Source organism: Blastococcus sp. TF02A-35 (genome assembly GCF_004571075.1).
Lineage (GTDB): Bacteria > Actinomycetota > Actinomycetes > Mycobacteriales > Geodermatophilaceae > Blastococcus.
In genome coordinates, this window is sequence record NZ_SPQP01000009.1 from 1 (window position 1) to 22,749 (window position 22,749).

At 75.7% G+C, this 22,749-nt stretch carries 25 protein-coding genes and 1 pseudogene; 15 read left to right on the plus strand and 11 right to left on the minus strand.

Annotation, left to right across the window (positions count from 1 at the left end; genetic code table 11):
- Positions 1 to 469 (plus strand): annotated as a pseudogene (locus tag E4P43_RS06195) (phosphoribosyltransferase family protein); the annotation flags it as partial.
- A gap of 39 nt (positions 470 to 508) precedes the next feature.
- Positions 509 to 1,195, plus strand: coding sequence for a ribosome-associated translation inhibitor RaiA (gene raiA, locus E4P43_RS06200; protein WP_135144547.1), 687 nt, complete (start codon positions 509 to 511; stop codon positions 1,193 to 1,195).
- A 34-nt stretch (positions 1,196 to 1,229) separates the two neighbouring features.
- On the opposite strand, the gene E4P43_RS06205 is transcribed toward raiA, so the two are convergent.
- Together E4P43_RS06205 and E4P43_RS06210 are read right to left on the minus strand one after the other, a co-directional pair.
- Positions 1,230 to 1,781, minus strand: a complete 552-nt coding sequence (locus E4P43_RS06205) for a GNAT family N-acetyltransferase (protein WP_135144548.1) — start codon at positions 1,779 to 1,781, stop codon at positions 1,230 to 1,232.
- Between the two features lie 10 nt (positions 1,782 to 1,791).
- Complete coding sequence (locus tag E4P43_RS06210; RefSeq protein WP_135144549.1) at positions 1,792 to 2,184, minus strand: PPOX class F420-dependent oxidoreductase; 393 nt, start codon at positions 2,182 to 2,184, stop codon at positions 1,792 to 1,794.
- Between the two features lie 83 nt (positions 2,185 to 2,267).
- Between E4P43_RS06210 and secA the strand changes: the two genes are divergently transcribed.
- A complete protein-coding gene (gene secA, locus E4P43_RS06215) occupies positions 2,268 to 5,207 on the plus strand; it encodes a preprotein translocase subunit SecA (protein ID WP_135144550.1) in 2,940 nt (979 codons plus the stop codon).
- Positions 5,208 to 5,270: 63 nt separating this feature from the next.
- Here the strand turns inward: secA and E4P43_RS06220 are convergent, their stop codons facing one another.
- Both E4P43_RS06220 and E4P43_RS06225 read right to left on the minus strand, forming a co-directional pair.
- On the minus strand, positions 5,271 to 5,810 hold the full coding sequence (locus E4P43_RS06220) for an Rv3235 family protein (protein WP_135144551.1): 540 nt from the start codon (positions 5,808 to 5,810) through the stop codon (positions 5,271 to 5,273).
- A 44-nt stretch (positions 5,811 to 5,854) separates the two neighbouring features.
- Complete coding sequence (locus E4P43_RS06225; RefSeq protein WP_135144552.1) at positions 5,855 to 6,559, minus strand: LysM domain-containing protein; 705 nt, start codon at positions 6,557 to 6,559, stop codon at positions 5,855 to 5,857.
- An 86-nt stretch (positions 6,560 to 6,645) separates the two neighbouring features.
- On the opposite strand from E4P43_RS06225, the gene E4P43_RS06230 reads away from it, so the two are divergent.
- Entirely contained in the window at positions 6,646 to 7,215 is a 570-nt protein-coding gene (locus E4P43_RS06230) for a hypothetical protein (RefSeq protein ID WP_135144553.1), read from the plus strand.
- Positions 7,216 to 7,219: 4 nt separating this feature from the next.
- Here E4P43_RS06230 and E4P43_RS06235 read toward each other — a convergent pair whose 3' ends face one another.
- Complete coding sequence (locus E4P43_RS06235) at positions 7,220 to 7,474, minus strand: helix-turn-helix domain-containing protein (protein WP_135144554.1); 255 nt, start codon at positions 7,472 to 7,474, stop codon at positions 7,220 to 7,222.
- Positions 7,475 to 7,677: 203 nt separating this feature from the next.
- On the opposite strand from E4P43_RS06235, the gene E4P43_RS06240 reads away from it, so the two are divergent.
- The 5 genes from E4P43_RS06240 to E4P43_RS06260 all read left to right on the plus strand — a co-directional run bounded on the left by E4P43_RS06240 (position 7,678) and on the right by E4P43_RS06260 (position 12,388).
- Positions 7,678 to 8,469: an SAF domain-containing protein gene (locus E4P43_RS06240; protein WP_135144555.1), complete on the plus strand. Its 792-nt coding sequence runs from the start codon at positions 7,678 to 7,680 to the stop codon at positions 8,467 to 8,469.
- Complete coding sequence (locus E4P43_RS06245; RefSeq protein WP_135144556.1) at positions 8,469 to 9,764, plus strand: chromosome partitioning protein; 1,296 nt, start codon at positions 8,469 to 8,471, stop codon at positions 9,762 to 9,764. Before E4P43_RS06240 ends, E4P43_RS06245 begins: the two co-directional genes overlap by 1 nt.
- A gap of 64 nt (positions 9,765 to 9,828) precedes the next feature.
- Positions 9,829 to 11,208, plus strand: a complete 1,380-nt coding sequence (locus E4P43_RS06250) for a wax ester/triacylglycerol synthase family O-acyltransferase (RefSeq protein ID WP_135144557.1) — start codon at positions 9,829 to 9,831, stop codon at positions 11,206 to 11,208.
- A gap of 66 nt (positions 11,209 to 11,274) precedes the next feature.
- On the plus strand, positions 11,275 to 11,787 hold the full coding sequence (locus E4P43_RS06255) for a hypothetical protein (RefSeq protein ID WP_135144558.1): 513 nt from the start codon (positions 11,275 to 11,277) through the stop codon (positions 11,785 to 11,787).
- 91 nt (positions 11,788 to 11,878) lie between these two features.
- Positions 11,879 to 12,388, plus strand: coding sequence for a MaoC family dehydratase (locus E4P43_RS06260; RefSeq protein ID WP_113798727.1), 510 nt, complete (start codon positions 11,879 to 11,881; stop codon positions 12,386 to 12,388).
- A 24-nt stretch (positions 12,389 to 12,412) separates the two neighbouring features.
- On the opposite strand, the gene E4P43_RS06265 is transcribed toward E4P43_RS06260, so the two are convergent.
- The gene (locus E4P43_RS06265) at positions 12,413 to 12,838 is read right to left on the minus strand and encodes an NUDIX domain-containing protein (RefSeq protein WP_135144559.1); all 426 of its coding nucleotides are present in this window, start codon (positions 12,836 to 12,838) and stop codon (positions 12,413 to 12,415) included.
- Positions 12,839 to 12,911: 73 nt separating this feature from the next.
- On the opposite strand from E4P43_RS06265, the gene E4P43_RS06270 reads away from it, so the two are divergent.
- The 5 genes from E4P43_RS06270 (at position 12,912) to E4P43_RS06285 (ending at position 16,274) form a co-directional block, all read left to right on the plus strand.
- Entirely contained in the window at positions 12,912 to 13,535 is a 624-nt protein-coding gene (locus E4P43_RS06270) for a DUF6758 family protein (RefSeq protein WP_135144560.1), read from the plus strand.
- Positions 13,536 to 13,696: 161 nt separating this feature from the next.
- The gene (locus E4P43_RS19820) at positions 13,697 to 13,855 is read left to right on the plus strand and encodes a hypothetical protein (RefSeq protein ID WP_167759088.1); all 159 of its coding nucleotides are present in this window, start codon (positions 13,697 to 13,699) and stop codon (positions 13,853 to 13,855) included.
- 3 nt (positions 13,856 to 13,858) lie between these two features.
- Positions 13,859 to 14,476, plus strand: coding sequence for a PH domain-containing protein (locus E4P43_RS06275; protein ID WP_135144561.1), 618 nt, complete (start codon positions 13,859 to 13,861; stop codon positions 14,474 to 14,476).
- Between the two features lie 43 nt (positions 14,477 to 14,519).
- Positions 14,520 to 15,377: a PHP domain-containing protein gene (locus E4P43_RS06280; RefSeq protein ID WP_135144562.1), complete on the plus strand. Its 858-nt coding sequence runs from the start codon at positions 14,520 to 14,522 to the stop codon at positions 15,375 to 15,377.
- A gap of 30 nt (positions 15,378 to 15,407) precedes the next feature.
- A complete protein-coding gene (locus E4P43_RS06285; RefSeq protein WP_245158962.1) occupies positions 15,408 to 16,274 on the plus strand; it encodes a PD-(D/E)XK nuclease family protein in 867 nt (288 codons plus the stop codon).
- Here the strand turns inward: E4P43_RS06285 and E4P43_RS06290 are convergent.
- Positions 16,263 to 16,898: a LysE/ArgO family amino acid transporter gene (locus E4P43_RS06290; RefSeq protein ID WP_135144563.1), complete on the minus strand. Its 636-nt coding sequence runs from the start codon at positions 16,896 to 16,898 to the stop codon at positions 16,263 to 16,265. The two genes, E4P43_RS06285 and E4P43_RS06290, sit on opposite strands and share 12 nt — an antisense overlap.
- A gap of 70 nt (positions 16,899 to 16,968) precedes the next feature.
- On the opposite strand from E4P43_RS06290, the gene E4P43_RS06295 reads away from it, so the two are divergent.
- On the plus strand, positions 16,969 to 17,853 hold the full coding sequence (locus E4P43_RS06295) for a LysR family transcriptional regulator ArgP (RefSeq protein ID WP_135144564.1): 885 nt from the start codon (positions 16,969 to 16,971) through the stop codon (positions 17,851 to 17,853).
- On the opposite strand, the gene E4P43_RS06300 is transcribed toward E4P43_RS06295, so the two are convergent.
- Genes E4P43_RS06300 through E4P43_RS06315 form a run of 4 tightly spaced genes read right to left on the minus strand, consistent with a single transcriptional unit; the run spans position 17,843 to position 22,634 of the window.
- On the minus strand, positions 17,843 to 18,709 hold the full coding sequence (locus E4P43_RS06300; protein ID WP_135144565.1) for an oxygenase MpaB family protein: 867 nt from the start codon (positions 18,707 to 18,709) through the stop codon (positions 17,843 to 17,845). The two genes, E4P43_RS06295 and E4P43_RS06300, sit on opposite strands and share 11 nt — an antisense overlap.
- Entirely contained in the window at positions 18,706 to 19,623 is a 918-nt protein-coding gene (locus E4P43_RS06305) for an alpha/beta fold hydrolase (RefSeq protein ID WP_135144566.1), read from the minus strand. The genes E4P43_RS06300 and E4P43_RS06305 overlap by 4 nt, the downstream gene beginning before the upstream one ends.
- Before the next feature lie 45 nt (positions 19,624 to 19,668).
- Positions 19,669 to 20,796, minus strand: a complete 1,128-nt coding sequence (locus E4P43_RS06310; RefSeq protein ID WP_135144567.1) for a PQQ-binding-like beta-propeller repeat protein — start codon at positions 20,794 to 20,796, stop codon at positions 19,669 to 19,671.
- A gap of 11 nt (positions 20,797 to 20,807) precedes the next feature.
- A complete protein-coding gene (locus tag E4P43_RS06315) occupies positions 20,808 to 22,634 on the minus strand; it encodes a DEAD/DEAH box helicase (protein ID WP_245158963.1) in 1,827 nt (608 codons plus the stop codon).
- Between the last annotated feature and the right edge of the window lie 115 nt (positions 22,635 to 22,749).

Genomic DNA, 22,749 nt, shown 5'->3' on the forward strand with positions numbered 1-22,749 from the left:
CGGGAGCACCAGGACGAACGCGGCCAGCACGACCGACCAGATCACGACGAACCCTCCTCCGCGCGGCGCTGCCGGGCTCCGGCAGGAGGGGGTCGCCGCGGTCGAGCGCCGGCTGCTGCGCCGTCGCGGGCGGGTGCGCGACTCCGCCGGCCTGACCGCGGCCCAGCGGCGGGCCAACCTGGCCGGCACCTTCGTCCCCGACCCGCGCGGCGGGCGGCTCCCCGTGGGCGCGCTGGTGGTGGTCGTCGACGACGTCGTCACCACCGGGGCCACCCTCTGCGCCGCGGCCGCGGTGCTCTCCGACCGGGCCCGGGCGGGCGGGCCGGCGGTGCTGGCGGCCGTCCTCGCCGCCACGCCGCGCCCCTCCGCGACCCCTCGGCCGGGCACCTCCGAGCCGCTCCGGTACCGGGCCGGGAACGTCCCCGGGGGCCACCACGATCGACTGTCGGGACCGGGGAGGAGCGACTAGCGTCGAAGCGACCAATGCCCGTCCCAACCGGGAGGTCTCATGGAGATCGTGGTCCGTGGTCGTAACGTCGAAGTTCCCGAGCACTACCGGCAGCACGTGGAGGACAAGGTCGGTCAGCTGGAGCGGTTCGACACCAAGCTCTCGCGCATCGACGTGGAACTCTTCCACGAGAAGAACCCCCGCCAGGCGGCCAACTGCCAGCGGGTGGAGATCACCCTGAGGGGCAAGGGCCCCGTGGTCCGCGCCGAGGCCTGCGGCCCGGACTTCTACGCCGCCCTCGACCTCGCCGCCGGCAAGCTCGACAACCGGCTCCGCCGGGCCGCCGACCGGCGCCGCGTCCACCACGGGCGGCGCACCCCGGAGAGCGTCCGGCTCAACGGCGCCGTGCTCGACGGCGGTGCCCCGGAGCTCGCCATCGAGGCGCAGCTGGAACGGGACCGCGAGCTGGCCGCCGGCCCGCACCTCACCGACCTCGACGAGCACCTGCCCGGGCAGATCGTGCGGGAGAAGCACCACCCCGCGACGCCCATGACCGTCGACCAGGCGCTCCACGAGATGGAGCTGGTCGGCCACGACTTCTTCCTCTTCCAGTGCGCCGACACCGGGCAGCCGACGGTCGTCTACCGCCGGCACGCCTACGACTACGGCCTGATCCGGCTGGCGCCGGTGTCCCAGGACGGCGCCGCGCAGACGCCGTCCGCGGTGCCGCAGCCGGCGACCGTCTGACCCGGGCGGGGCGCGGCCACCGGCCGCGCCCCGCTCAGTCGCCGGGCAGCCGGCCGAACAGCACGGCGTCGCGCCGGCCGCCGTCGCGGTGGTCCAGCGCGGCCCGCACCACGCCCTCGTCGCGGAAGCCGGCGCGCCGCGCGACCGCCTGGGACGCGGCGTTGCCGACGTCGACGAACAGGTGCACCCGGGGAGCGCCCAGGCCCAGCGCCCACTCGGCCAGGGCGTGCGCGGCCTCGGCGGCGTAGCCCTGCCCGCGCGCCCACGGCGCGACCCAGTAGCCGATCTCAGGGCCCAGGCGTCCCGGTCGCAGGTAGGCGCCGGCGGAGCCGACGAGCTCCCCGTCGGCCTCCACCGCGGTGGTCAGGCCGGTCCCGGCGGACCGCTCCCCGGGCGCGACCTCCTCCACGAACGCCCTCGCCGAGTCCCGCGTGTAGGGCACCGGCAGCTGGCCGATCCAGCGCTGGATCTCCGGGTCCTGGCAGGCCCGGTGCACCGGCGCCACGTCGTCGGCCCGGTAGGGCCGCAGCACGAGCCGCTCGGTGCGGACGGTCTCGGTGACCAGGTCGACGGCGGAGAGGTCCACCGCGCCATCGTCACGCGTTGCCGAGGATCCGGTCCACCGAGATCTCGATGACCACGCGGGCCGGGTTCTCCCGCGGCTGCTTGTAGCGCCGGGCGTAGCGCTCGACCGCGTCGGCCACCGAGGCGGCGTCGTCGCGCACCACCGCCGTCCCCTCCAGGGTGGCCCAGCGCGCGCCGTCGACCTGGCAGACGGCGACGCGCCCCTGCCCGCCCCGCACGTGCCGCGCCTTCGCCGACGAGCCGGACGTGATGACCCGGGCGGTCCGCGTGGCGGCGTCGTAGGTGACCCCGACCGGCACCACGTGCGGGGTGCCGTCGGGGCGCAGCGTGGTCAGCGTCGCGAGGTGCCGCTCGGTGAGGAACTCCAGCAGACCGGGGCCCGGGTCGGTGAGGTCGCGCGCCATCGGTGCAGCGTACGGATGGGGCGCGTGGTGTGCCGCGGACCGCACGGGGCCGCGCTCCCAGCTGCGCCGCCTACGCTGGGGACGTGGTGTTCTCGAAGATCCTCCGTGCCGGTGAGGGCAAGCTCGTCCGACGGCTGTCCAAGATCGCCGATGCGGTCGACTCGCTGGCCGACGACTACACGGACCTCTCCGACGCCGAGCTGCGTGCGAAGACCGACGAGTTCAAGGAGCGGTACGCCGACGGGGAGTCCCTCGACGCGCTGCTGCCCGAGGCGTTCGCGGTCGTCCGCGAGGCGGCCACCCGGACGCTGGGCCAGCGGCACTTCCGCGTGCAGCTCATGGGCGGCGCGGCGCTGCACCTGGGCAACATCGCCGAGATGCGCACCGGTGAGGGCAAGACGCTGACCGGTGTCCTCCCCGCCTACCTGAACGCGCTGACCGGCAAGGGCGTGCACGTCGTCACGGTCAACGACTACCTGGCCAAGCGCGACGCGGAGTGGATGGGCCGGGTGCACCGGTTCCTCGGCCTGTCGGTCGGCACGATCCTCTCCGGCCAGACCCCTGCCGAGCGGCGCGAGCACTACGCCGCCGACATCACCTACGGCACGAACAACGAGTTCGGCTTCGACTACCTGCGCGACAACATGGCCTGGAACAAGGCCGACCTGGTGCAGCGCGGCCACCACTTCGCCATCGTCGACGAGGTCGACTCGATCCTCATCGACGAGGCCCGCACCCCGCTGATCATCAGCGGCCCGGCCGAGACGGCGGGCAAGTGGTACCAGGAGTTCGCGCGGATCGTCCCGTTGATGAAGCGCGACGTGCACTACGAGGTGGAGGAGGCCAAGCGCACGGTCGCCGTCACCGAGGAGGGCGTGGAGTTCGTCGAGGACCAGCTCGGCATCGACAACCTCTACGAGGCGGTCAACACGCCGCTGATCGGCTACCTGAACAACGCCCTCAAGGCCAAGGAGCTGTTCAAGAAGGACCAGCAGTACATCGTCAGCAACGGTGAGGTCCTCATCGTCGACGAGTTCACCGGCCGCGTGCTGGCCGGCCGCCGCTACAACGAGGGCATGCACCAGGCCATCGAGGCCAAGGAGAAGGTGAAGATCAAGGACGAGAACCAGACGCTCGCCACGATCACCCTCCAGAACTACTTCCGGCTCTACGAGAAGCTGTCCGGGATGACCGGTACGGCCCAGACCGAGGCCGCCGAGCTGCACCAGACCTACAAGCTGGGCGTCGTGCCGATCCCGACGAACCGGCCGATGGTGCGGCAGGACCAGGCCGACGTCATCTACAAGACGGAGAAGGCGAAGTTCGACGCCGTCGTCGAGGACATCGCGGAGCGGCACGAGGCCGGCCAGCCGGTGCTGGTGGGCACGGCCAGCGTCGAGAAGTCCGAGATCCTGGCGAAGTACCTGCTCAAGCGCGGCATCCCGCACGAGGTGCTGAACGCGAAGAACCACGCCCGCGAGGCGTCGATCATCGCGCAGGCCGGCCGCCCGGGTGCGGTCACCGTCGCCACGAACATGGCCGGCCGCGGTACCGACATCCAGCTCGGCGGCAGCGCGGAGTTCATCGCCGACGAGGCCCTGCGCGCCCGCGGCCTGTCCCCGGCGGAGACGCCGGAGGAGTACGAGGCGGCCTGGGACGAGGCGCTCGTCGCGGCGAAGGCCCAGGTGAAGGCCGAGCACGAGGCGGTCGCCGAGGCCGGTGGCCTGTACGTGCTCGGCACCGAGCGGCACGAGAGCCGGCGCATCGACGACCAGCTGCGCGGCCGGTCGGGCCGCCAGGGCGACCCGGGGGAGTCCCGCTTCTACCTCTCCCTCGGTGACGACCTGATGCGCCGGTTCAACGGCCCGATGCTCGAGTCGATGATGAACACCCTCCGGGTGCCCGACGACGAGCCGATCACCCACAGGATGGTCACCCGGGCGATCCGCTCGGCCCAGACGCAGCTGGAGCAGCAGAACTTCGAGGTCCGCAAGGACGTCCTCAAGTACGACGAGGTCCTCAACCGCCAGCGCACGGTCATCTACGACGAGCGCCGCAAGGTGCTCGACGGCGCCGACCTGCACGACCAGGTGCGGGCGATGGTCGACGACGTCATCGGTGCCTACGCCGACGGTGCCACCGAGACCGGCTACGCGGAGGACTGGGACCTCGAGCAGCTGTGGACGGCGCTCAAGGCGCTGTACCCGGTCGGGATCACGATCGAGGAGCTGGTCGAGCAGGCCGGTGGCGAGCAGTCCGACCTGACCCCGGCCGCGCTCAAGCAGGCGCTGCTGGACGACGTCCACCGGGCGTACGAGGAGCGGGAGGGCAAGCTCGGCGCGGAGGTCATGCGGGAGCTGGAGCGCCGGGTGCTGCTGTCGGTCATGGACCGCAAGTGGCGCGAGCACCTCTACGAGATGGACTACCTGCGGGCCGGCATCCACCTGCGCGCCATGGCGAACCGCGACCCCGTCGTGGAGTACCAGCGCGAGGGCTTCGACATGTTCACCGCGATGCTCGACGGCATCAAGGAGGAGTCGGTCGGCTTCCTGTTCAACCTCGAGGTGAAGACCAAGGAGGAGCAGGAGGCGGAGGCCAAGGCCAAGCAGGACGAGGCGGAGGCCAAGGCGCTCGCCGCCGCGCAGGCGGGGACGGCGAAGGTGCTGGCCCGCCAGGCCGCCGCCACGGCCACCACCGGCAAGGCTGCTGCGGCCACCGCCCGGCGGTCCACCGCCGAGGCGGCGCCGGCCACGCCGGCCGAGCCCGCGCCGGCCGAGGCGGCTCCTGCCGAGACCGGTGCGGCGCCGACGCTGTCGGTGAAGGGGCTGGACGAGCCGCGCCGGGCCCAGCAGAACCTGACCTACTCCGCGCCCAGCCTCGACGCCTCGGCGTCCGAGGGCGGCAAGGCCAAGGCGGCGAAGAGCGCGACCGTGGTGGGCTCCAAGGAGACGCCGCGCAACGCGCCCTGCCCCTGCGGATCGGGCCGCAAGTTCAAGCAGTGCCACGGAGCTGCCGGCAGCTGAGCGGCGCACCGCACGACGGCGCCCCCGACGACCCGGTCGTCGGGGGCGCCGTCGTGTGCGGTCTCAGCCGATCTGCAGGACCGTGCAGCGCCAGCGGCCGTCGACGCCCTCCAGGCGTGCGGCGACCGCGTGGGCCCGCCCACCCCGGTGGGCCACGGCGCTGACCTCGGCCACCCCGTCGACCGGCTCGCACACCCGGATCCGCCCGACGACCAGCGGGGCGCTGCCCTCGGCGCACCAGGCGGGGCGGCGACCGCCGCAGAGCGCCGCGTAGATGCCCGGCGAGGTCAGGTCGCGCACGTGCGTCAGGGGCCGCCGGCCGGCGAGGGCCTCGAGCGCCGTCCGGACGAGGCGGTGCCCGGCCTGCGCGGCGGGCGGCAGCTCGGAGCGGGTGGACCTGACCGGGCCGAACTCGTCGGCCGGGGCGACCGCGAGCGTCTCCCGCGGAGGGGGGCCGGGCCGGTACGCCGGCCGGGGGGTGGGCCGGCCCGGGTGCACCAGGCGCAGCGCCGGTCGCTCCTCCAGGGGTGGCTGGGGCGTCGGGACCACGGCCACCCGGAGGGCCGGGCGGGCGGCGGGTGCCGTGCGGGTCGGTGCGGTCATGGGGTTCTCCCTGCGGGGTGGGTGGGGTCGGGGGGCCGGGCGGGTCAGGCGGACGGCGGTCGCAGTACCTGGCCCGGCTGGAGCAGGTCGGGGTCCGGGCCGACCACGTCGGCGTTGGCCTGCCACCACGCCCGGACGGCCCGCGCGACGTCCGCGGGAGCGGGCGCCGTCCCGGACGCGTCGGCGAGGCGGCGCTCGGCGATGTCCCACAGGCAGTCGCCGCGGACGACGACGTGCTCGCCGGCCACCGGTGCCTGCGGCCAGTCCGGCAGCGACCCGGCGTCGTGACCGGCGTGGGCCACCGTGGGCGAGGGCGCTCCCGGCCAGTCCGGCACGCCCGCGCCCGGGACTGGCTCCTCCGCCGCCGCGGCGGCCGGGGCCGCCCACACCACCGCCGTCGCCAGGACGGGCGGGGCGACACCGAGGCCGATCCCGAGGGCGAGGGCGGCGGCCTGGCGGGCACCCGCGGGGAGGACCCGGCGGAGCACGCCGCTGGCGAGCCCGCCGGCGAGGCCGGGCAGGGCGGAGGCCGCCGTCAGCGCCAGCCCGACCGCCCCCCAGGCCCAGACGGCCCAGGCCAGGAGGCCGACGACGTGCAGCACGAGGGCGTCGGCACCGGCGGCGTCCGCGGTGGCCTGCGGCCGGCCGAGGGCCGCGACGCTCGCGCCGGCGGAGGGCGACAGCGCCACCAGCAGAGCAGCGACGGCCGCCATGCCGACGACGGTGCCGAGCAGCCGGTGGATCGACATCGCACCTCCTCGATCGTTGACGTCGCGACACTAAAGCAAGCAAACGCCAGCAAACGCAAGTATCCGCGTCGATCTAGGCTGTGCGCATGCGGTGGCAGCAGCTGTTCGCGGACCTGCAGGCGCAGTTCGAGGCCGCGGAGGACGCGCAGGAGCGGGCGGAGTGGGCCTCGCGCGCCCGCGCGGAGATGGGAGCCGTCCGGCTGGCCGAGCGGCTCGGTGGCTCGGTGGGGGCCCGGGTCACCGTGACCTGCCGCGGCGCCGGCCGCGTGGGCGGTGTGCTCACGGAGGTGGGCAGCGACTGGCTGCTCCTGGCCGACGACCACGGCCGCGACCAGCTGGTGTCGGTGGCGGCCGTGCGCGCCGTCGCGGGGCTGGGGCGGCGCAGCGCCGCCCCGGAGGACGAGGGGCCGGTCCGGGCGCGGCTGGACCTGCGCCGCGCGCTGCGCGGGCTGGCCCGCGACCGCAGCCCCGTCCAGGTCGTGCTGGACGACGGGACGGTCCTCGGCGGGACCCTGGACCGGGTGGGTGCCGACTACGTGGAGCTGGCCGAGCACCCGGCCGACGAGCCGCGGCGGTCCGGCGCGGTCCGCGAGGTGCACGCGCTCGTCATCGACGCGGTCGCGGTGGTGCGGACGCTGCTGCCCGGGTGGGACTGAGCGCTCAGGCGCGCTGCTCGGCCGCCGGGGTCTCGGACGGCGTGGCCGCGGGCTCCTCGGGCACGGTGCCGGCGCGCGCCTCGGCGTACTTCTGCTGGATGAAGCGCTCGAGCTCGTCCACCTCGACCCGCCACTGGCCCCGGCCGCCGATCTGGATGGCGATCAGCTCCTTGCGGCGGACCAGCGCGTAGGCCTGCGACCACGAGACGTTGAGGATCTCCGCGACGTCGTCGAGGGTCAGGAAGCGGGGCGTGGGCATCTGCGTCTCCATCCGGGTCGCCGCCCAGTGTGTCAGCCGCGCCGGGGAACGTCTGCGGCTGTCCACACACGTTCGTGTGGATGGCGGATGCACGGAAACGGGTCCGTGCCGCATCATCTGCACCCGAACGTCGTCAGCGCTCCGCAACGGCGTGTCAACGCACCGGTTCCCGGTGCACGACGTGCTGGAAGAGGTGAGGTGCCGTGACCGCCCTCCGGAGCCCGGTCCCCGCCGAGGCGGCCGCCGACCTGCCGGCCGGGCCCACGCCGCGGCGCGTCAAGCCCCCCGCCTGGCTCGACCTGCGCCTGGTGCTGGGCGTGCTGCTCGTGCTCGGCTCGGTGCTGCTCGGCGCGCGGGTCGTCAGCGCTGCCGACACCACCGTGCCGGTCTGGACCGCCGCGGAGGACCTGGCCGCCGGTACCGAGCTGGACGCCTCGGACCTCGTCGTCGTCGACGTCCGGCTGGACGACGCGGCGCAGGCCTACCTGTCGGGCAGCACCCGGCCCGACGGGCAGGTGCTGTCCCGCGCCGTGCGAGCCGGCGAGCTGCTCCCGGTCTCCGCGCTCGAGGAGCCGGCGGACCTGGTGGAGCTGTCCCTCCCGGTGCAGGCCGGCTACGTGCCCCCCGGCCTGCGCCACGGTCGGCTGATCGACGTCTACGCCGTGGGCGACCCGGCCGCCGGGGCCACCGGCCAGGGGGTCGGCAGCGTCGCGCTCGTCGTCTCCGGGGCCCCCGTGCAGACCACCTCCGGCGACGCCGAGGGCGTGCTGTCCACCCCGTCGACGACGGTCCAGGTGGTCATCCGCGTCCCCGCCGACGAGCCCGCCGCCCTCCTGGCCGCGATCGCCGGGCGTCCCCTGGTCGTCGTCGCCCACGACTCGGTCGACACGTCGGCGGCCGCCGCCGAACGGGCGCGGGCCGGAGCGGCGGCGCGGCCCACGGCGCCGGCTCCCGCCCCGGCCCCGGCCCCCGCGCCGGCCGGGCCGGTCGGCTGATGGCCGTCCAGGTCTTCACCGCGGTCACCGGGGCGGGCTGGGAGTCCGAGCTCGTCGGGGCGCTGGACCGCGACGCGCACGGGGTGACCGTCGTGCGGCGCTGCGTGGACGTCGCCGAGCTGCTCGCCGCCGCGGCCACCGGGACCGGCCAGGCGGCGCTGCTCTCGGCCGAGCTGCGCCGGCTCGACGGCGAGGCCGTGGCCCGCCTGCACGCCGCGGGCGTCGCGGTCGTGGGGCTGGTCGAGCCGGGGGACGAGGTGGCAGCGCAGCGGCTGCGCCAGCTCGGCGTGTCCCAGGTGCTGCCGGCCGACGCCGATGCCGAGGTCATCGCCGCCGCACTGCGCGACGCGGTCGCCGGGGTGCCCGACGCCGGCCGGGATGTCGCGGACCCGCGCGCGGCGCTCCCCGTGCTGGTCGAGCCGGAGGAGCCCCTGGCCCGGCCGGAGGGCCGCGGCCGGGTGGTCGCCGTGTGGGGGCCGACCGGGGCGCCCGGGCGGACGACCGTCGCGGTGGGCCTGGCCGACGAGGCGGCGCGGCTGGGGGCCGGCACGCTGCTGGTGGACGCCGACGTCTACGGCGGAGTCGTGGCCCAGGTGCTCGGGCTCCTGGACGAGTCACCGGGGCTGGCCGGCGCCGCCCGTCTGGCGGGCTCGGGGACGCTGGACGCCGCGGGGCTGGCCCGCCTGGCCTGGGCGGTCCGCCCGGAGCTGCGCGTGCTCACCGGCCTGGCCCGGGCGGACCGCTGGCCGGAGCTGCGGCCCTCGGCCGTGGCCACCGTGCTGGAGGAGGCGCGCCGCCTGGCCCACCTCACCGTGGTCGACTGCGCCTTCGGCGTCGAGGACGACGAGGAGCTCTCCTTCGACACCGCCGCGCCCCGCCGGAACGGGGCGACGCTGGCGGTCCTGGAGGAGGCCGACACCGTCCTGTGCGTGACCGGGGCCGACCCGGTGGCGCTGCAGCGCTGCGTGCGGGGCCTGGACCAGCTGCGCGAGGTGCTCCCCGACGTCGAGCCGGTGCTGGTGGTCAACCAGCTGCGGCGCGGGCCGGTGCCGGGCGACCCGCGCGAGGAGGTCGCGGAGGCGCTCGAGCGGTTCACCGGCCACCGGCCGCGGTTCTTCCTCCCGGCGGACCGGCGCGCGACCGACGCCGCGCTGGCCGCGGGCCGGACGCTGGCCGAGGTGGCGCCCGGCGCCCCGCTGCGGGAGGCTCTGCGCGGTCTGGCCGCGGAGCTCGCGGGACTGCGGGCCCCGGCCCCCGGCCGCCGCCGGCTCGTCGGGCGCAGGCGGGCGGGGTGACCGTCGGAGTGTCGGAGGAGCGGTCCTGCGTCGTAGCGTGAGGCCCCGGCCCGTGAGGAGAACGATGGTCGAGCGGCTCAGCACCCTGGACGCGTCCTTCCTCTACCTGGAGGAGCCCGGGACGCCCATGCACGTCGGTGGCGTCCTCGTCCTCGAGGCGCCGCCCGGAGGGCTCGACGCGCTCGAGTCGCTCGTGGCCGCCCGGCTGTCCCTGGTGCCGCGGTACCGCCAGCGGGTCGTGGAGGTCCCCGGCCAGCTCGCCAACCCGGTGTGGGTCGACGACCCCGAGTTCGACATCGCCTACCACGTGCGGCGGTCCGGACTGCCCCGTCCGGGCACCACGACGCAGCTGCTGGACCTCGTCTCGCGGCTGAACTCCCGGCCGCTGGACCGCAACCGCCCGCTGTGGGAGGCCTACCTCGTCGAGGGGCTGACCGGCGGCCGCGTCGCCGTGGTGACCAAGACCCACCCGGCGCTGGTGGACGGCCTGAGCGCCGTCGACATCGGCCAGGTGCTGCTGGACCCCTCCCCGGACGCGCCGGCGCCCGAGCCGGTCCCGTGGCGCCCGCAGCCGCTCCCCTCGGGGCTGGAGCTGGTCCGGTCCGCCCTGGACGAGTACCGGCAGCGACCGAGCACGCTGGTGGACGCCGCCCGGTCCGCGGTGACCGACACCCGGACCACCGCCGCCCGCCTCGGCGGGCTCGCCGGCGGCCTGCTGCGCACCGCCCGCTCGGCGATCCTGCCCGCCCCGCACAGCCCGATGAACGCACCCGTGGGCCGGCAGCGGCGGGTGGCTGTCGCCTGCGCCGACCTCGACGACCTCAAGCGCGTGCGCAAGGCGCACGGCGGCACCGTCAACGACGTCCTGCTCACCGTGGTCGCCGGCGCGCTGCGCGAGTGGCTGCTGTCCCGCGGTGAGCCGGTGGTGTCCGGGACCACGATCCGGGCGCTCGTGCCCGTCTCGGTGCAGGACGAGGAGGGGGAGGCCGGCAGCCGGGTCACCTCGCACCTGGTCGACCTGCCGGTGGGGGAGCCGAACCCGCGGGTGCGCCTGGCCCGGCTGACCTACGCCATGCGCGGGGCCAGCCAGCACGGGCGGTCCGTCGGGGCCGACAGCCTGATCGCGCTCAGCGGCTTCGCGCCCTCCACCCTGCACGCCCTCGGTGCCCGGGCGGCCCGCGGGCTGTCCCGCCGGCTGTTCAACGTGGTCGTCACCAACGTGCCCGGCCCGCAGGTGCCGCTGTACGCGGCCGGCGGCCGGATGCTGGAGGTCTTCCCGGTCGTCCCGCTGGCGCGGGGGCAGGGGCTGTCCATCGGCATGACGTCCTACGACGGCACGGTGTACTTCGGCTTCAACGCCGACCGGGACAGCGTGGGCGACGTCGACGTGCTGGCCGACCTCGTCGAGCAGCAGGTCGCGGAGCTGGTCGAGACCTCGTCCTGAGCCGCCGGGCGGTGCGCGCACCGCGGGCGGATACGGTCTCCCTCCACCGACGAAGGAGGAAGCCGCGTGCGCGTGTACCTGCCGGCGACGACGACCGTGCTGCGGACGCTGGTCGACGAGGGGCGGCTGCCCGCTCCGCAGACGGTCTTCGCGGTGACCCCGCAGCTGCGCGAGTTCTACGCGGTGAGCGACGCCGAGGCCGACACCGAGGAGCTGGAGTACGCCGCGCTGCTGACCGCCGCCCGCGCGAGCCTGCGGCTGCTGGACCTGGACCCGCTGGCCCCCCGGCGCCGCGTGGTGGTCGCCGCCGACGTCCCCGACGACGCGGTCGCCCCGATGGACGACCCGCACGTCGAGCGCGGCGCGGCCCGGCTCTCGCACGAGGTGCGGATGCAGGACGTCGCCAGCGCGCACGTCGACGACGCCGAGGCCGAGGACGACGTCCGCAAGGCGGTCAACGTGGTGCTGGAGGCCGACCTGGGCAGCGAGGAGTCGCAGTTCGTCGTCGACCAGGCCGAGGGGCACGAGCTCGCCTGGTACGCCTCGCAGGAGATCGGCCCGCTGCTCGAGCTGCTCTGAGGCCCGGCCACCGGCCGCCCGCGGGTGCGGCCGGGTGCCGCGTCCGTAAGATCACGACCCGTCTGTCAGCGTCGACGTCGGGAGCGAGCACATGCAGTTCGGTCGGTACTACGAGGAGTTCGAGGTCGGCGCGGTCTACAAGCACTGGCCCGGGAAGACCGTCACCGAGTACGACGACCACCTGTTCTGCCTGCTGACGATGAACCACCACCCGCTGCACATGGACGTGAACTACGCGGAGAAGACCACCGACTTCGGCAAGAACGTCGTCGTCGGCAACTACATCTACTCGCTGCTGCTCGGCATGAGCGTCCCGGACGTCTCGGGCAAGGCGATCGCGAACCTGGAGATCGAGTCGCTGCGCCACGTGGCGCCGACCTTCCACGGCGACACCATCTACGGCGAGACGACCGTGCTGGACAAGACGCCGTCGAAGTCCAAGGACGACCGCGGCGTGGTCTACGTCGAGACCATCGGCTACAAGCAGGACGGCACCGTCGTCTGCATCTTCCGCCGCAAGGTCATGGTCCCCAAGCGCTCCTACGGCGAGGCCCGTGGCGGCGAGCAGCCGGGCCGCCCGGAGCCCACGCCCCGCGGCTGACCTGCGGCCGGGGCGTGTCGCCGGTCAGTCCGGCAGCACGCCCCAGCCGGCCAGCGTCTTCACCAGCCCGGGCGTGCAGTCCAGCCCGGTGAGCGTCGCGGCGTCCACGAAGAGCGCCTCGGTCGCGTCGTCCCCGGCCACCGGCGCGGCATCGTCGAGCAGCACGCAGGCCAGGTCCGCGACGTCGTAGACGGCGGCACCGCCGTCGATGCGCACCCGGCCGACCTCGGCGCCGGCCCGCACGCGCAGGCCGGTCTCCTCCAGCACCTCGCGCTCGACCGCCGCGGCGAGGGTCTCGCCGGGCTCGACGCGGCCGCCGGGCACCGACCACAGGCCGCGGCTGGGCTCCTGGCCCCGCCGGACCACCAGCAGCCGGTGCGCCCGGTCGTGCACGATCCCCCCGACGCACGGCACCAGCGGCCGGGTGTCGTCCTGCTCGCCCGCGGCCACCCCCGGGAGGCTACGCAGCGCGGCGCGCCCCTGCGCTTGACGTGCGGCGCCGCTCCCGCGACGGTTGTCTGCGATGAGCGCCTCCCCGGTCTGCCCCCGGTGCGGCGAGCTGCTGGCCGCCCGGACCGGGTCGGAGGCGCTCGCCTGGTGCCACCTGCACGGCGCCGTCACACCGCTGCACCACACCGCCCTGGTCGCGCACGACGCGATCGCGGCGGTCACCGCCGACGCGCGCGTCCCGGCGTGGGTGCCCGACCCGATGCCGTCCGGCTGGGCGGTCACCGGCCTGGCCTGGGGTGGCGAGCCGGGGGCCCGGGCGATCGTCGTCGACTGTGCCGGACCGGCCCCTCTCGGTGGGTCGGCCGAGCTGGTCCTGGTCGCCGAGGAGCCCGGTACCGGAGTGGGCTGCGGGTACGCCGGCCTGCCCGGCCTGGACCCCGGCGACGTCATCTCCGGCCCGAGCTCGGTCGACGTCAAGGCGGCCGGCCAGCGGGCACCGCTGTGGACGGTCCCGACGACCGACGACCGCGCCGCGTTCGTGGGGGAGGCCTACGGCGTCTGGCTGTGGCTGGTCATGTGGCCGATGAACGCCGCCTGGCTGCTGGCCGAGCAGCTGGAGCTGCTGGACCTGCGGGATCGCATCTACCCCGACCTGCCGCTCGGCCCGCCGGGGGAGCACCTGCTGCCCGGCTCGTGACCGGCCCGTCTCCGGAACCGGGTGGGCCGCCCCATGATCGGCGCGCCTGCCGGAGTGGCCCTGGGGCCTGTGTTACTCATGGGACGAACGCGTCCGCCGCACCCGGCGGGCTGTCCGCGCGGGCTGGTCCCGCCCCTGCACTCGCACCCCTGGAGGTGGCGGTGAACCTCAAGAAGGTCCTCACCTGGGTGGTCGTCGCCTTCGTGCTCTTCTACGTCATCCAGCAGCCGGAGGCCTCCGCCGAGCTCGTGCGCAACGCCGGTGAGGCGCTGGGCAGCGCGGCGTCGTCGCTGTCGGAGTTCGTCGGCTCCCTGGTCTGACCCGTGGGGACCCCGGAGGCGCTCCCGACCCGGGCGGCCAAGGACGTCCAGAAGTACCTGCTGCCCGACGAGACGGCGGTGGTGGCCACCCGCCGGCACTGGGCGGTGCTGATCGGGCCGACGGTGCGCTTCCTGCCGGTGTTCCTCCTCGGCGGCTGGCTGCTGCTGCTGGACCCGGAGAACCGGGTCACCAGCACCGTCGGCATGCTGGTCGTCCTCGGGGCGCTGGTCGTGTACGCCCTGCGCATCGGCGAGTGGTGGATGCGGCACTTCATCGTCAGCACCCGGCGGGTGCTGCTGACCTCCGGCGTCATCGTCCGCACCGTCACCCTGCTCCCGCTGCGCCGGATCACCGACCTGACGTGGAAGGAGACGCTGTTCGGCCAGCTGCTCGGCTACGGCACCTTCCGCTTCGAGTCGGCCGGCCAGCAGCAGGCGCTGTCGGAGATCACGTTCCTCCCCGACGCCGGGACGCTGTACAAGGACGTGAGCAAGCTGCTGTTCACCAGCGACTACGGCGGCGCCGCCTCCGGGGGCGACGACGAGGGCAACGTGGAGCCGCAGCGCCCGGCCCGGCGCGACACCGAGCCGATCACCGGTCTCCCGCCGCAGCAGGCCTGACCCGCCGGGTGGCCGGCGGCGCGGTGCGGCAGGCTGGGCGGTGATGCGGATCGACCTGCACACCCACTCCTCCGTGTCCGACGGCACCGAGAGCCCCGCCGAGCTGCTCGCGACCGCGCGCGCCGCCGGCCTCGACGTCGTCGCGCTGACCGACCACGACACCACCGGTGGCTGGGCGGCCGCGGAGGCGGCCCGCCCGCCCGGGCTGACCGTCGTCCCCGGCATGGAGCTGTCCTGCCGCTGGTTCCCCGACGACGAGCCGCCGATCAGCGTGCACCTGCTCGGCTACCTCTTCGACCCCGTGCACCCGGTCTTCGCCGCCGAGCGCGCCCGGCTGCGGGACGAGCGGCTCAGCCGCGCCGAGCGGATCGTGCGGGCGATGGCGGCCGACGGGCACCCGGTCGACTGGGACGAGCTGGTGGCGCACGCCGGCGGCGGGGTGGTGGGCCGGCCGCACATCGCCGGCGCGCTGGTCCGCGGCGGGGTGGTCGGCTCGGTCGAGGAGGCGTTCGCGACCCTGCTCCACCACCGCAGCCCCTACTACGTGGCCAAGGCCGACACCGACGTCCGCGAGGGCATCGCGCTGGTGCGGGCGGCCGGGGGAGTGCCGGTCTTCGCGCACGGGCTGGCCACCAAGCGGGGCAGGGTGGTCGGTGACGAGGCGGTGGCCGCGATGGCCGAGGCGGGCCTGCTGGGTCTCGAGGTCGACCACCCCGACCACGACGAGGCGGAGCGGGCGCAGCTGCGAGGCCTGGCCGCGGACCTGGGGCTGGTCGTCACCGGCTCCAGCGACTACCACGGCAGCAACAAGACGACGCCGATCGGCGCCTGCACGACCGACCCGGCGGAGTTCGAGCGGCTGCTGGCCGCCGGGACGGGGACGGCCCTCCTGCGCGGCTGAACCGTCGGCGGCCGCGGCTACCGTGGCGGCATGCGCAACCCGACGGACGGCGGTGAGGCCGTGCTGCCCGGCATGCCGCGCCGGTTGCTGCGCGCCTCCCCGAAGTCGCTGGCGGACTTCTCCGACTGCCCGCGCCGCTACCGGTTCGCCAACGTCGACCGGCCGGTGCCGCCGCGCGGTCCCCGGTTCGCCCACCACACCGTCGGCACGGCGCTGCACCAGGTGCTCTCCTCGTGGTGGGACCTGCCGGTCGAGCGGCGCACGCCGGGGGCGGCCCGGCAGCTGCTGTACGCGGCGTGGACGCCGGCGGGGTTCCGCGACGACGCGCAGTCCGACCGCTGGAGGGCGAGGGCGGCCGGCTGGCTCACCGACTACCTCTCCGGCGTGGACCCCACCGACGAGCCGCGGTCGCGCGAGCGCACGGTGAGCACCACGACCGAGCGGATGACGCTGTCGGGCCGGGTGGACCGGATCGACGAGCGCGGCGACGAGCTGGTCGTCGTGGACTACAAGACCGGCCGCTCGCCGAGCACCGACGACGAGGCGCGGGGCTCCCAGGCGCTCGCGCTGTACGTGCTCGCCGTCCGCCGCACGATGCGCCGGCCGTGCAGCCGGGTGGAGCTGCACCACGTGCCCACCGGCACGGTGGCCTCCTTCGAGCACACCGAGCGGTCGCTGGCCAACCACGCCCGCCGGGCCGAGGACGTGGCGATCGACATCCAGGCGGCGATGGCGGCCGCGGCGGCCGGGGAGGACGCGGACGCCGCGTTCCCCGCCGTGCCCGGCGTGCAGTGCGGCTGGTGCGACTTCCGGCCCAGCTGCCCGACCGGCCAGGCCGCCGTCCCCGCCCGCGAGCCGTGGGCGTTCCTGCCCGAGGACGACGGCTCAGCCGCCTGAGAGCCCGCGGACCGCGAGCGAGACGCCCAGCGCGGTCATGACGACGGCGATGACGGCGTCCAGGACCCGCCACGCCGCCGGCCGGGCGAAGACCGGCCGCAGCAGGCGCGCGCCGAACCCGAGGCCGGTGAACCAGGCCGCGCTGCCGACGGCGGCGCCGGCCGCGAACCACCAGCGGTCCTCGGCGTAGGTGGTGGACAGCGAGCCGAGGAGCACCACGGTGTCCAGGTACACGTGCGGGTTGAGCCAGGTCAGCCCGAGGCAGGTGGCCACGGTGACCGCCAGGGCGGTGCGTGCACCGGACTCGTCGGCGGCGAGCGCACCGGCCGGGCGCAGCGCCCGCCGTGCCGCCATCGCGCCGTAGACCAGGAGGAACGCCGCGCCGGCAAAGCAGACCGCGGTCAGCAGGCCGGGCCGGCTCAGCAGGAGGGCCCCGGCACCGAGCACCCCGGCGCAGATGAGGACCACGTCGGAGAGCGCGCAGACGGCGACCACCGCGCCGACGTGCTCCACCCGCAGCCCCTGGCGGAGCACGAACGCGTTCTGGGCACCGATGGCGATGATGAGCGACAGCCCGAGGCCGAGGCCGGCGAGGACGGCGGTCCAGGCGGTCGAGGAGAGCACGCCGCCACGGTAGGCACGGGCGAGCCGGAAGCCCAGCTCATGATTCTTCGGCAGCTGTAGCGTTGCTTACGTGGACCTCGACGCCGGGCAGCTCCGGGCGCTGGCCGCGGCGGTGGACGCCGGCTCGCTCGACGGCGCGGCCCGGCGGCTGCACGTGACGCCGTCGGCGGTGAGCCAGCGGATCAAGGCGCTCGAGGCCGCCACCGGCCGGGTCCTGCTGGTGCGCGCGAAGCCGGTCCGGGTCACGCCGTCCGGCGCGGCGGTGCTGCGGCTGGCCCGCCAGGTCGAGCTGCTCGCCGCCGACACCGCCCGCGAGCTGCACACCGACGGCGCCGGTGCCGGCCCGGTCACCGTGCCGATCGCGGTGAACGCGGACTCGCTGGCGACCTGGGTGCTCCCGGCGCTCGCTCCGCTGTCGGAGGACCACCGCTTCGACCTGTACCGCGCCGACCAGGAGCGCACCGGGGACCTGCTGCGCGACGGGACCGTCATGGCAGCTGTCACGGCCGAGTCCGAGCCGGTGCCCGGGTGCCGGGTCGTCCCGCTGGGGGCCATGCGGTACCGGCCGATGGCGACGGCGGCCTTCGTCCGCCGGTGGTTCCCCGAGGGCGTCACGGCCGGCGCCCTCGCCGTCGCGCCGGTGGTCGTGTTCGACCGGGAGGACGACCTCCAGCACGCCTACCTGCGGCGCTGGGGGATCACCCGGCCGCTGGTGCACCACGTCCCCTCGTCGGCCGACTACGTGCGCGCGGTGCAGCTCGGCATGGGGTGGGGCACCGTCCCGGACCTCCAGCTGGCCCAGACGGCCGACGGCCCGGAGCTGGTGGAGCTGGACCCCGACGGCGCGACGGACGTCGTCCTGCACTGGCAGCAGTGGCGGCTGCACTCGCCGGCGCTGGACCGGGTCGCCGAGGCCGTCCTCGCCGCGGCCAGGGCCCAGCTGGTCAGGCGCTGAGCTGCTCGGAGCCGGCGACCCGGTCGATGCCGGCCCAGACGATGGGGGAGCGGCGGGCGGCCCGTGGCAGGCGGAGCGTCGCCTGCCGGAACGCCCGCACGGCGGCGGTCGCCGCCGCATCGGTCAGGGCGAGGCCGGGCAGCGAGTACATGCGCCGCGCCCAGGACGGCAGCAGCGCGACGGCGAGCGCCGCCAGCCCGCCCCAGGCCGGCTGGGCCGGGGTCAGGTACCGCACCCAGGTGGGCATGGGCGGCAGCAGCACCAGCCGGTAGGCGTCCTGCGCGGCGGGGGTCGCGGCCAGCTGCGGCCGCACCCGCTCGAAGTACGCGGCCAGCTCCGCGACCGACGACGGCACGTCGGCCCGCTCGACCCCCACCAGCTCCGCGGCGGTCACCTGCTCGGCGACGTAGCGGTCGGCGTCGTCGTCGGAGAGCTCCAGCCCGCCCCGGCGGGCGGCGGTCAGCAGTGAGTCGACCTCGCAGCAGTGCACCCACAGCAGCAGGTCCGGGTCGTCGACCCGGTACTCCCGCCCGGTGGTCTCCTCGACGCCGCCGAGCCGCCGGTGGATGCCCCGCACGCGGGCCACCGCGCGGACGGCCTCGGTGCGGGTGCCGAAGGTGATGGTGTCCACGTAGGCGGCGGTGCGGATCAGCCGCGGCCACGGCTCGTCGCGGAAGGCGCCGGAGAACCGCGCGACGCCGTCCATCGCGACCGGGTGCAGGGCCTGCAGCAGCAGGGCGCGCAGCCCCCCGATGGAGAACGACGGGTCGGCGTGCACCCGCCAGGTCACGCTGCCGGGGCCGAAGAAGCCCAGCCGGTCCTCCTCGGCGGTCCACTCGCGCGGCAGCGGGGTCATGCCGGGACCACGCCGGCCCAGAAGTCGCACAGCACCTCGAGGGTGCGTGGTGGGTTCTCGACGGCGGGGGAGTGGATCGAGCCGTCGATGACCTCGTGGCGGGCGCCCAGGCGCTGCGCCATGTCGGCCTGCACGTGCGGCAGCCAGGCGTCGTCGGCCTCGCCGTGCGCCACCAGCAGCGGGACGCCGGTGGCCTTGAGCTCGGCCACCCGGTCGGGCTCGGCGAGCATCGCGTCGGCCATGCCGCGCAGCCCGGCGGCGGAGTTGCGCAGGAACCGCCGCGTGTAGAACTCGCGGGTCGGGGCCGGCACCGCCTGCGCCTTGGGGTCGGTCATGGCCACCTGTTCGAGCGTCTCGTGCACCAGCGGCACGCCACCGGCGTCCAGCAGCGGGGCCAGGTGGTCGAGCAGGTCGGCGCGGCGCCCGGTCAGCCGCGACGGGCCGGAGCCCAGCAGGGTGAACGAGGTGAACAGCTCCGGCTCGGCGAGCACCGCGGCACGCGTCACCAGGCCGCCGAAGCTGTGGCCGACCAGGTGCAGCGGCCCGCCGGACTCCTCGAGCAGGACGCGGGCCACCGCGACGACGTCCGAGCCGAGGATCTCCACGGTGTACTCGGCCGGGCCGTCCGGCCCGGGCGACTCGAACTGCCCGCGCTGGTCGATGGCCACCACGCGGTAGCCGGCCTCGGCCAGCGGGCGGAGCAGGGGCGCGAAGTCCTCCTTGCTGCCGGTGTAGCCCGCCACCATCAGCACCGTGCCGCGCGCGGCGTCGCCGCCGGTGTCCAGGGCGGCCAGGGGGCCCGCCCCTCCCGGGAAGGTGCGGGCCGCCGCGTCGTGCTCGGCGAGCTGCCGCAGGTCGTCGGGGGCGATGGCGAGGTCAACGGGGAGGGCATCGGAGCCGCCGGGCAGGACCATGGTCCCCAGTGAACCCCGATCCCGGCGCCGGTGCCGCGAGGGGGTCTAGCGGAGGCCCAGCACCCGGTCGTCCAGCCGGAGGACGACCACGGGGCCGGTCACGGCGACCGTGCCCCCCGGGGGGAGCCCCTCCGCTGTCGTGCGGCCCACCTCGGCGCCGGTGACCGGGTCCCGGAGGACGACGGCCCCGCCGTCGGGCACGGCCAGCGAGGTGGCGCCGGCGGCGACGTCCGGCAGGCCCGAGGCGGGGACCTCCCACAGCCGCTGCCCGGACACCGGGTCCAGCGCGGTGAGCCGCCCGTCGGCGAGCACCACCGTGGCGGCGGGTGCCGAGGTCTGCCGGACCGCGCCGTCCGCCCCGGTGGGGAGCGTCGTCAGCAGGGTGCCGTCGGCGGAGGCGAAGAGGCGGGCCTCGTTGCCGGCCCGCACGCCCACGAGCCGGTCGGCCGCCAGCAGGGCGACCTCCTCCTGCTCGCCCGCCACGACGTCGCGGGTCCAGTGCTCGCTGCCGTCGAAGCCGTCCACCAGGCGCAGCTGGACGGCCCGGACCTCCGGGCACCGGTACAGGACGGCCACACCGGCCTCACCGGCCGAGCCGTCCAGCAGCCGGCAGCCCGGCGGCACGGGCCAGCGCCAGCGCAGCCCGTTGCCGGTCGGGTCCAGGGTGACCACGCCCGTGGGGCTGGTGGCCAGCACGATGCGCGAGGTCGAGGTCAGCGTCGCGTCGGCCCGGAAGTTCACGTTCCGGGTCCACGTCCGGACGCCGGTGCCCGCGTCGAGCGCGACCGCCTCGTCGCAGCGGTCCGCGGTGCGGAAGACCGCGACCGCGACGCCGTCGGTCGCGGTGAGACCGCACAGCCAGGCGTTCCCGCGCGTGTAGTGCCAGGCCTCCTCACCGGTGAGCGGGTCCAGCGCCCGGACCCCGTGCGGGGAGCCGAGCAGCACGCGGCCGTCCTGGACGACGGCGCCCGGGACCGGGTCGCCGGCGGCGGACCAGGCCTCGGAGACGGCGCCGGCCGGCGCCCCGTCGGGGGCGTCGGCCGGCGCCGCGGTGGTGCTGGAGGTGGCGGCTGCGTCGGAGCCGCGCCAGAGCAGCGCGGCGACGACGGCCAGCGCCAGGGTGGCGGCCGTCCAGACCCAGACCCGCAGGGGCGGGAGCCCCGGGCGGGACACCGGTGGCGGGGTCAGTCGGTGCCGGGCTCGGCGCCGGCCGCGGCGGCCGAGCCACCGCGACCCGCACCACCCCGGCGGCGGCGACGGCGGGGACGGCTCGGGCCGCCCTCACCGGCTGCCTCGCCGGAGCCCGCGCCCGCCTCGCCGGCCGGGGCCGACGGCTGCGCCGGGGCGTCGGCGTCGCCGGAGCCGCTGCCACGCGTGCGACGGCGGGGACGGCTCTTGCCGCCGCCGGCGGGCTTCTCCTCGTCGCCGGTGCGCCCGCCGGGCCCGCGGGAGTCCCCGCGGCCGCCGGACTGGGCCGGGCGGTTGCGCTTGCCCGTCTCGCCGAGGTCCTCGAGGCTCTCGGCCTCCAGCCCCTCGCGGGTCCGCTGCGAGCGCGGCAGCCGGCCCTTGGCGCCCTCGGGCACGTCGAGGTCGGTGTAGACCCACGGCGAGGTCGAGTAGGTCTCCGGCGGGTCGGCGAAGTCGAGGTCGAGCGCCTTGTTGATCAGCTGCCAGCGCGGGATGTCGTCCCAGTCGACCAGCGTGACCGCGACGCCGGTGCTCCCGGCGCGGCCGGTGCGGCCGATGCGGTGCACGTAGGTCTTCTCGTCCTCGGGGCACTGGTAGTTCACGACGTGGCTGACGCCGGTGACGTCGATGCCGCGGGCGGCGACGTCGGTGGCCACCAGGACGTCGACCTTCCCGCTGCGGAAGGCGCGCAGGGCCTGCTCGCGAGCGCCCTGGCCGAGGTCGCCGTGCACGGCGGCCGCGGCGAACCCGCGGTCGACCAGCTCGTCGGCGACCTTCTGGGCGGTGCGCTTGGTGCGGCAGAAGACCATGGCCAGGCCGCGGCCGCGGGCCTGCAGCACGCGGGAGAGCAGCTCGGGCTTGTCCAGGTTGTGCGCCCGGTAGATGAACTGGGTGGTCTGCGGGACCGTCGAGCCCTCGTCGTTGCCGTGCGCCCGGATGTGGGTCGGCTGGGTCATGAACGACCGCGACAGCGTGACGATCGGGCCGGGCATGGTGGCCGAGAAGAGCATCGTCTGCCGCTTCTCCGGGACCATGGCGAGGATCCGCTCGATGTCGGGCAGGAAGCCCAGGTCCAGCATCTCGTCGGCCTCGTCGAGCACGAGCACCCGCACCTTGCCGAGGATCAGGTCACCGCGCTGGGCCAGGTCGAGCAGCCGGCCGGGGGTACCGACGACGACCTCGACGCCCTTCTTCAGCGCCTCGATCTGCGGCTCGAACGCGCGGCCGCCGTAGATGGCCTGCACCCGCAGGCCGCGGGTGGCGCCGGCGGTGCCGAGGTCGCGGGCGACCTGCACGCACAGCTCGCGGGTGGGGACGACGACCAGCGCCTGCGGGACGCCGTCGGCGCCCTCGCTCGGCGGGGTCACGCGGGTGAGCAGCGGGACGCCGAAGCCGAGGGTCTTGCCGGTGCCCGTGCGGGCCTGGCCGATGAGGTCGTTGCCGGCCAGCGCCAGGGGGAGGGTGAGCTCCTGGATGGCGAAGGTCCGGGTGATCCCCGCGTCGGCCAGCGCCGAGACGATGTCGGGGTGCACGTCGAAGTCGCTGAACAGCGGGCTGTCCTCGGCGACGGGTGCGCCGCCGAGCTCCTCGACGACCTGCTCGAGCTCCTCGGGCGCGGGGGCGCCGCTCTCGGAGTGGTCGAGCGCGGCGGTCTCGGTGGGGGTGGTGTCGGTGGGGGTGTTCTCGGTGGAGGTCAGTGCAATCGCCTCTGGTCTGCTGGGGGACCGGCTGCGGCAGCGGTGTCGCCGCCTCGCGCCCGTCCCGGTTCGGTGTCGCGGGATCGGTTCCAGCGCCGACGCGGCCAGCAGAACCGGGCCTCGCAACAGCCCGGGAGACAGCCCGGGGGCGTCGTCCAGCGGTCGTCAGCGCACAGATGTACGAGCGGGCCCGAGGGCTCGCCGGCTCCCATGCTAGCGCGAGCACCGGTTAGCCTCTCCG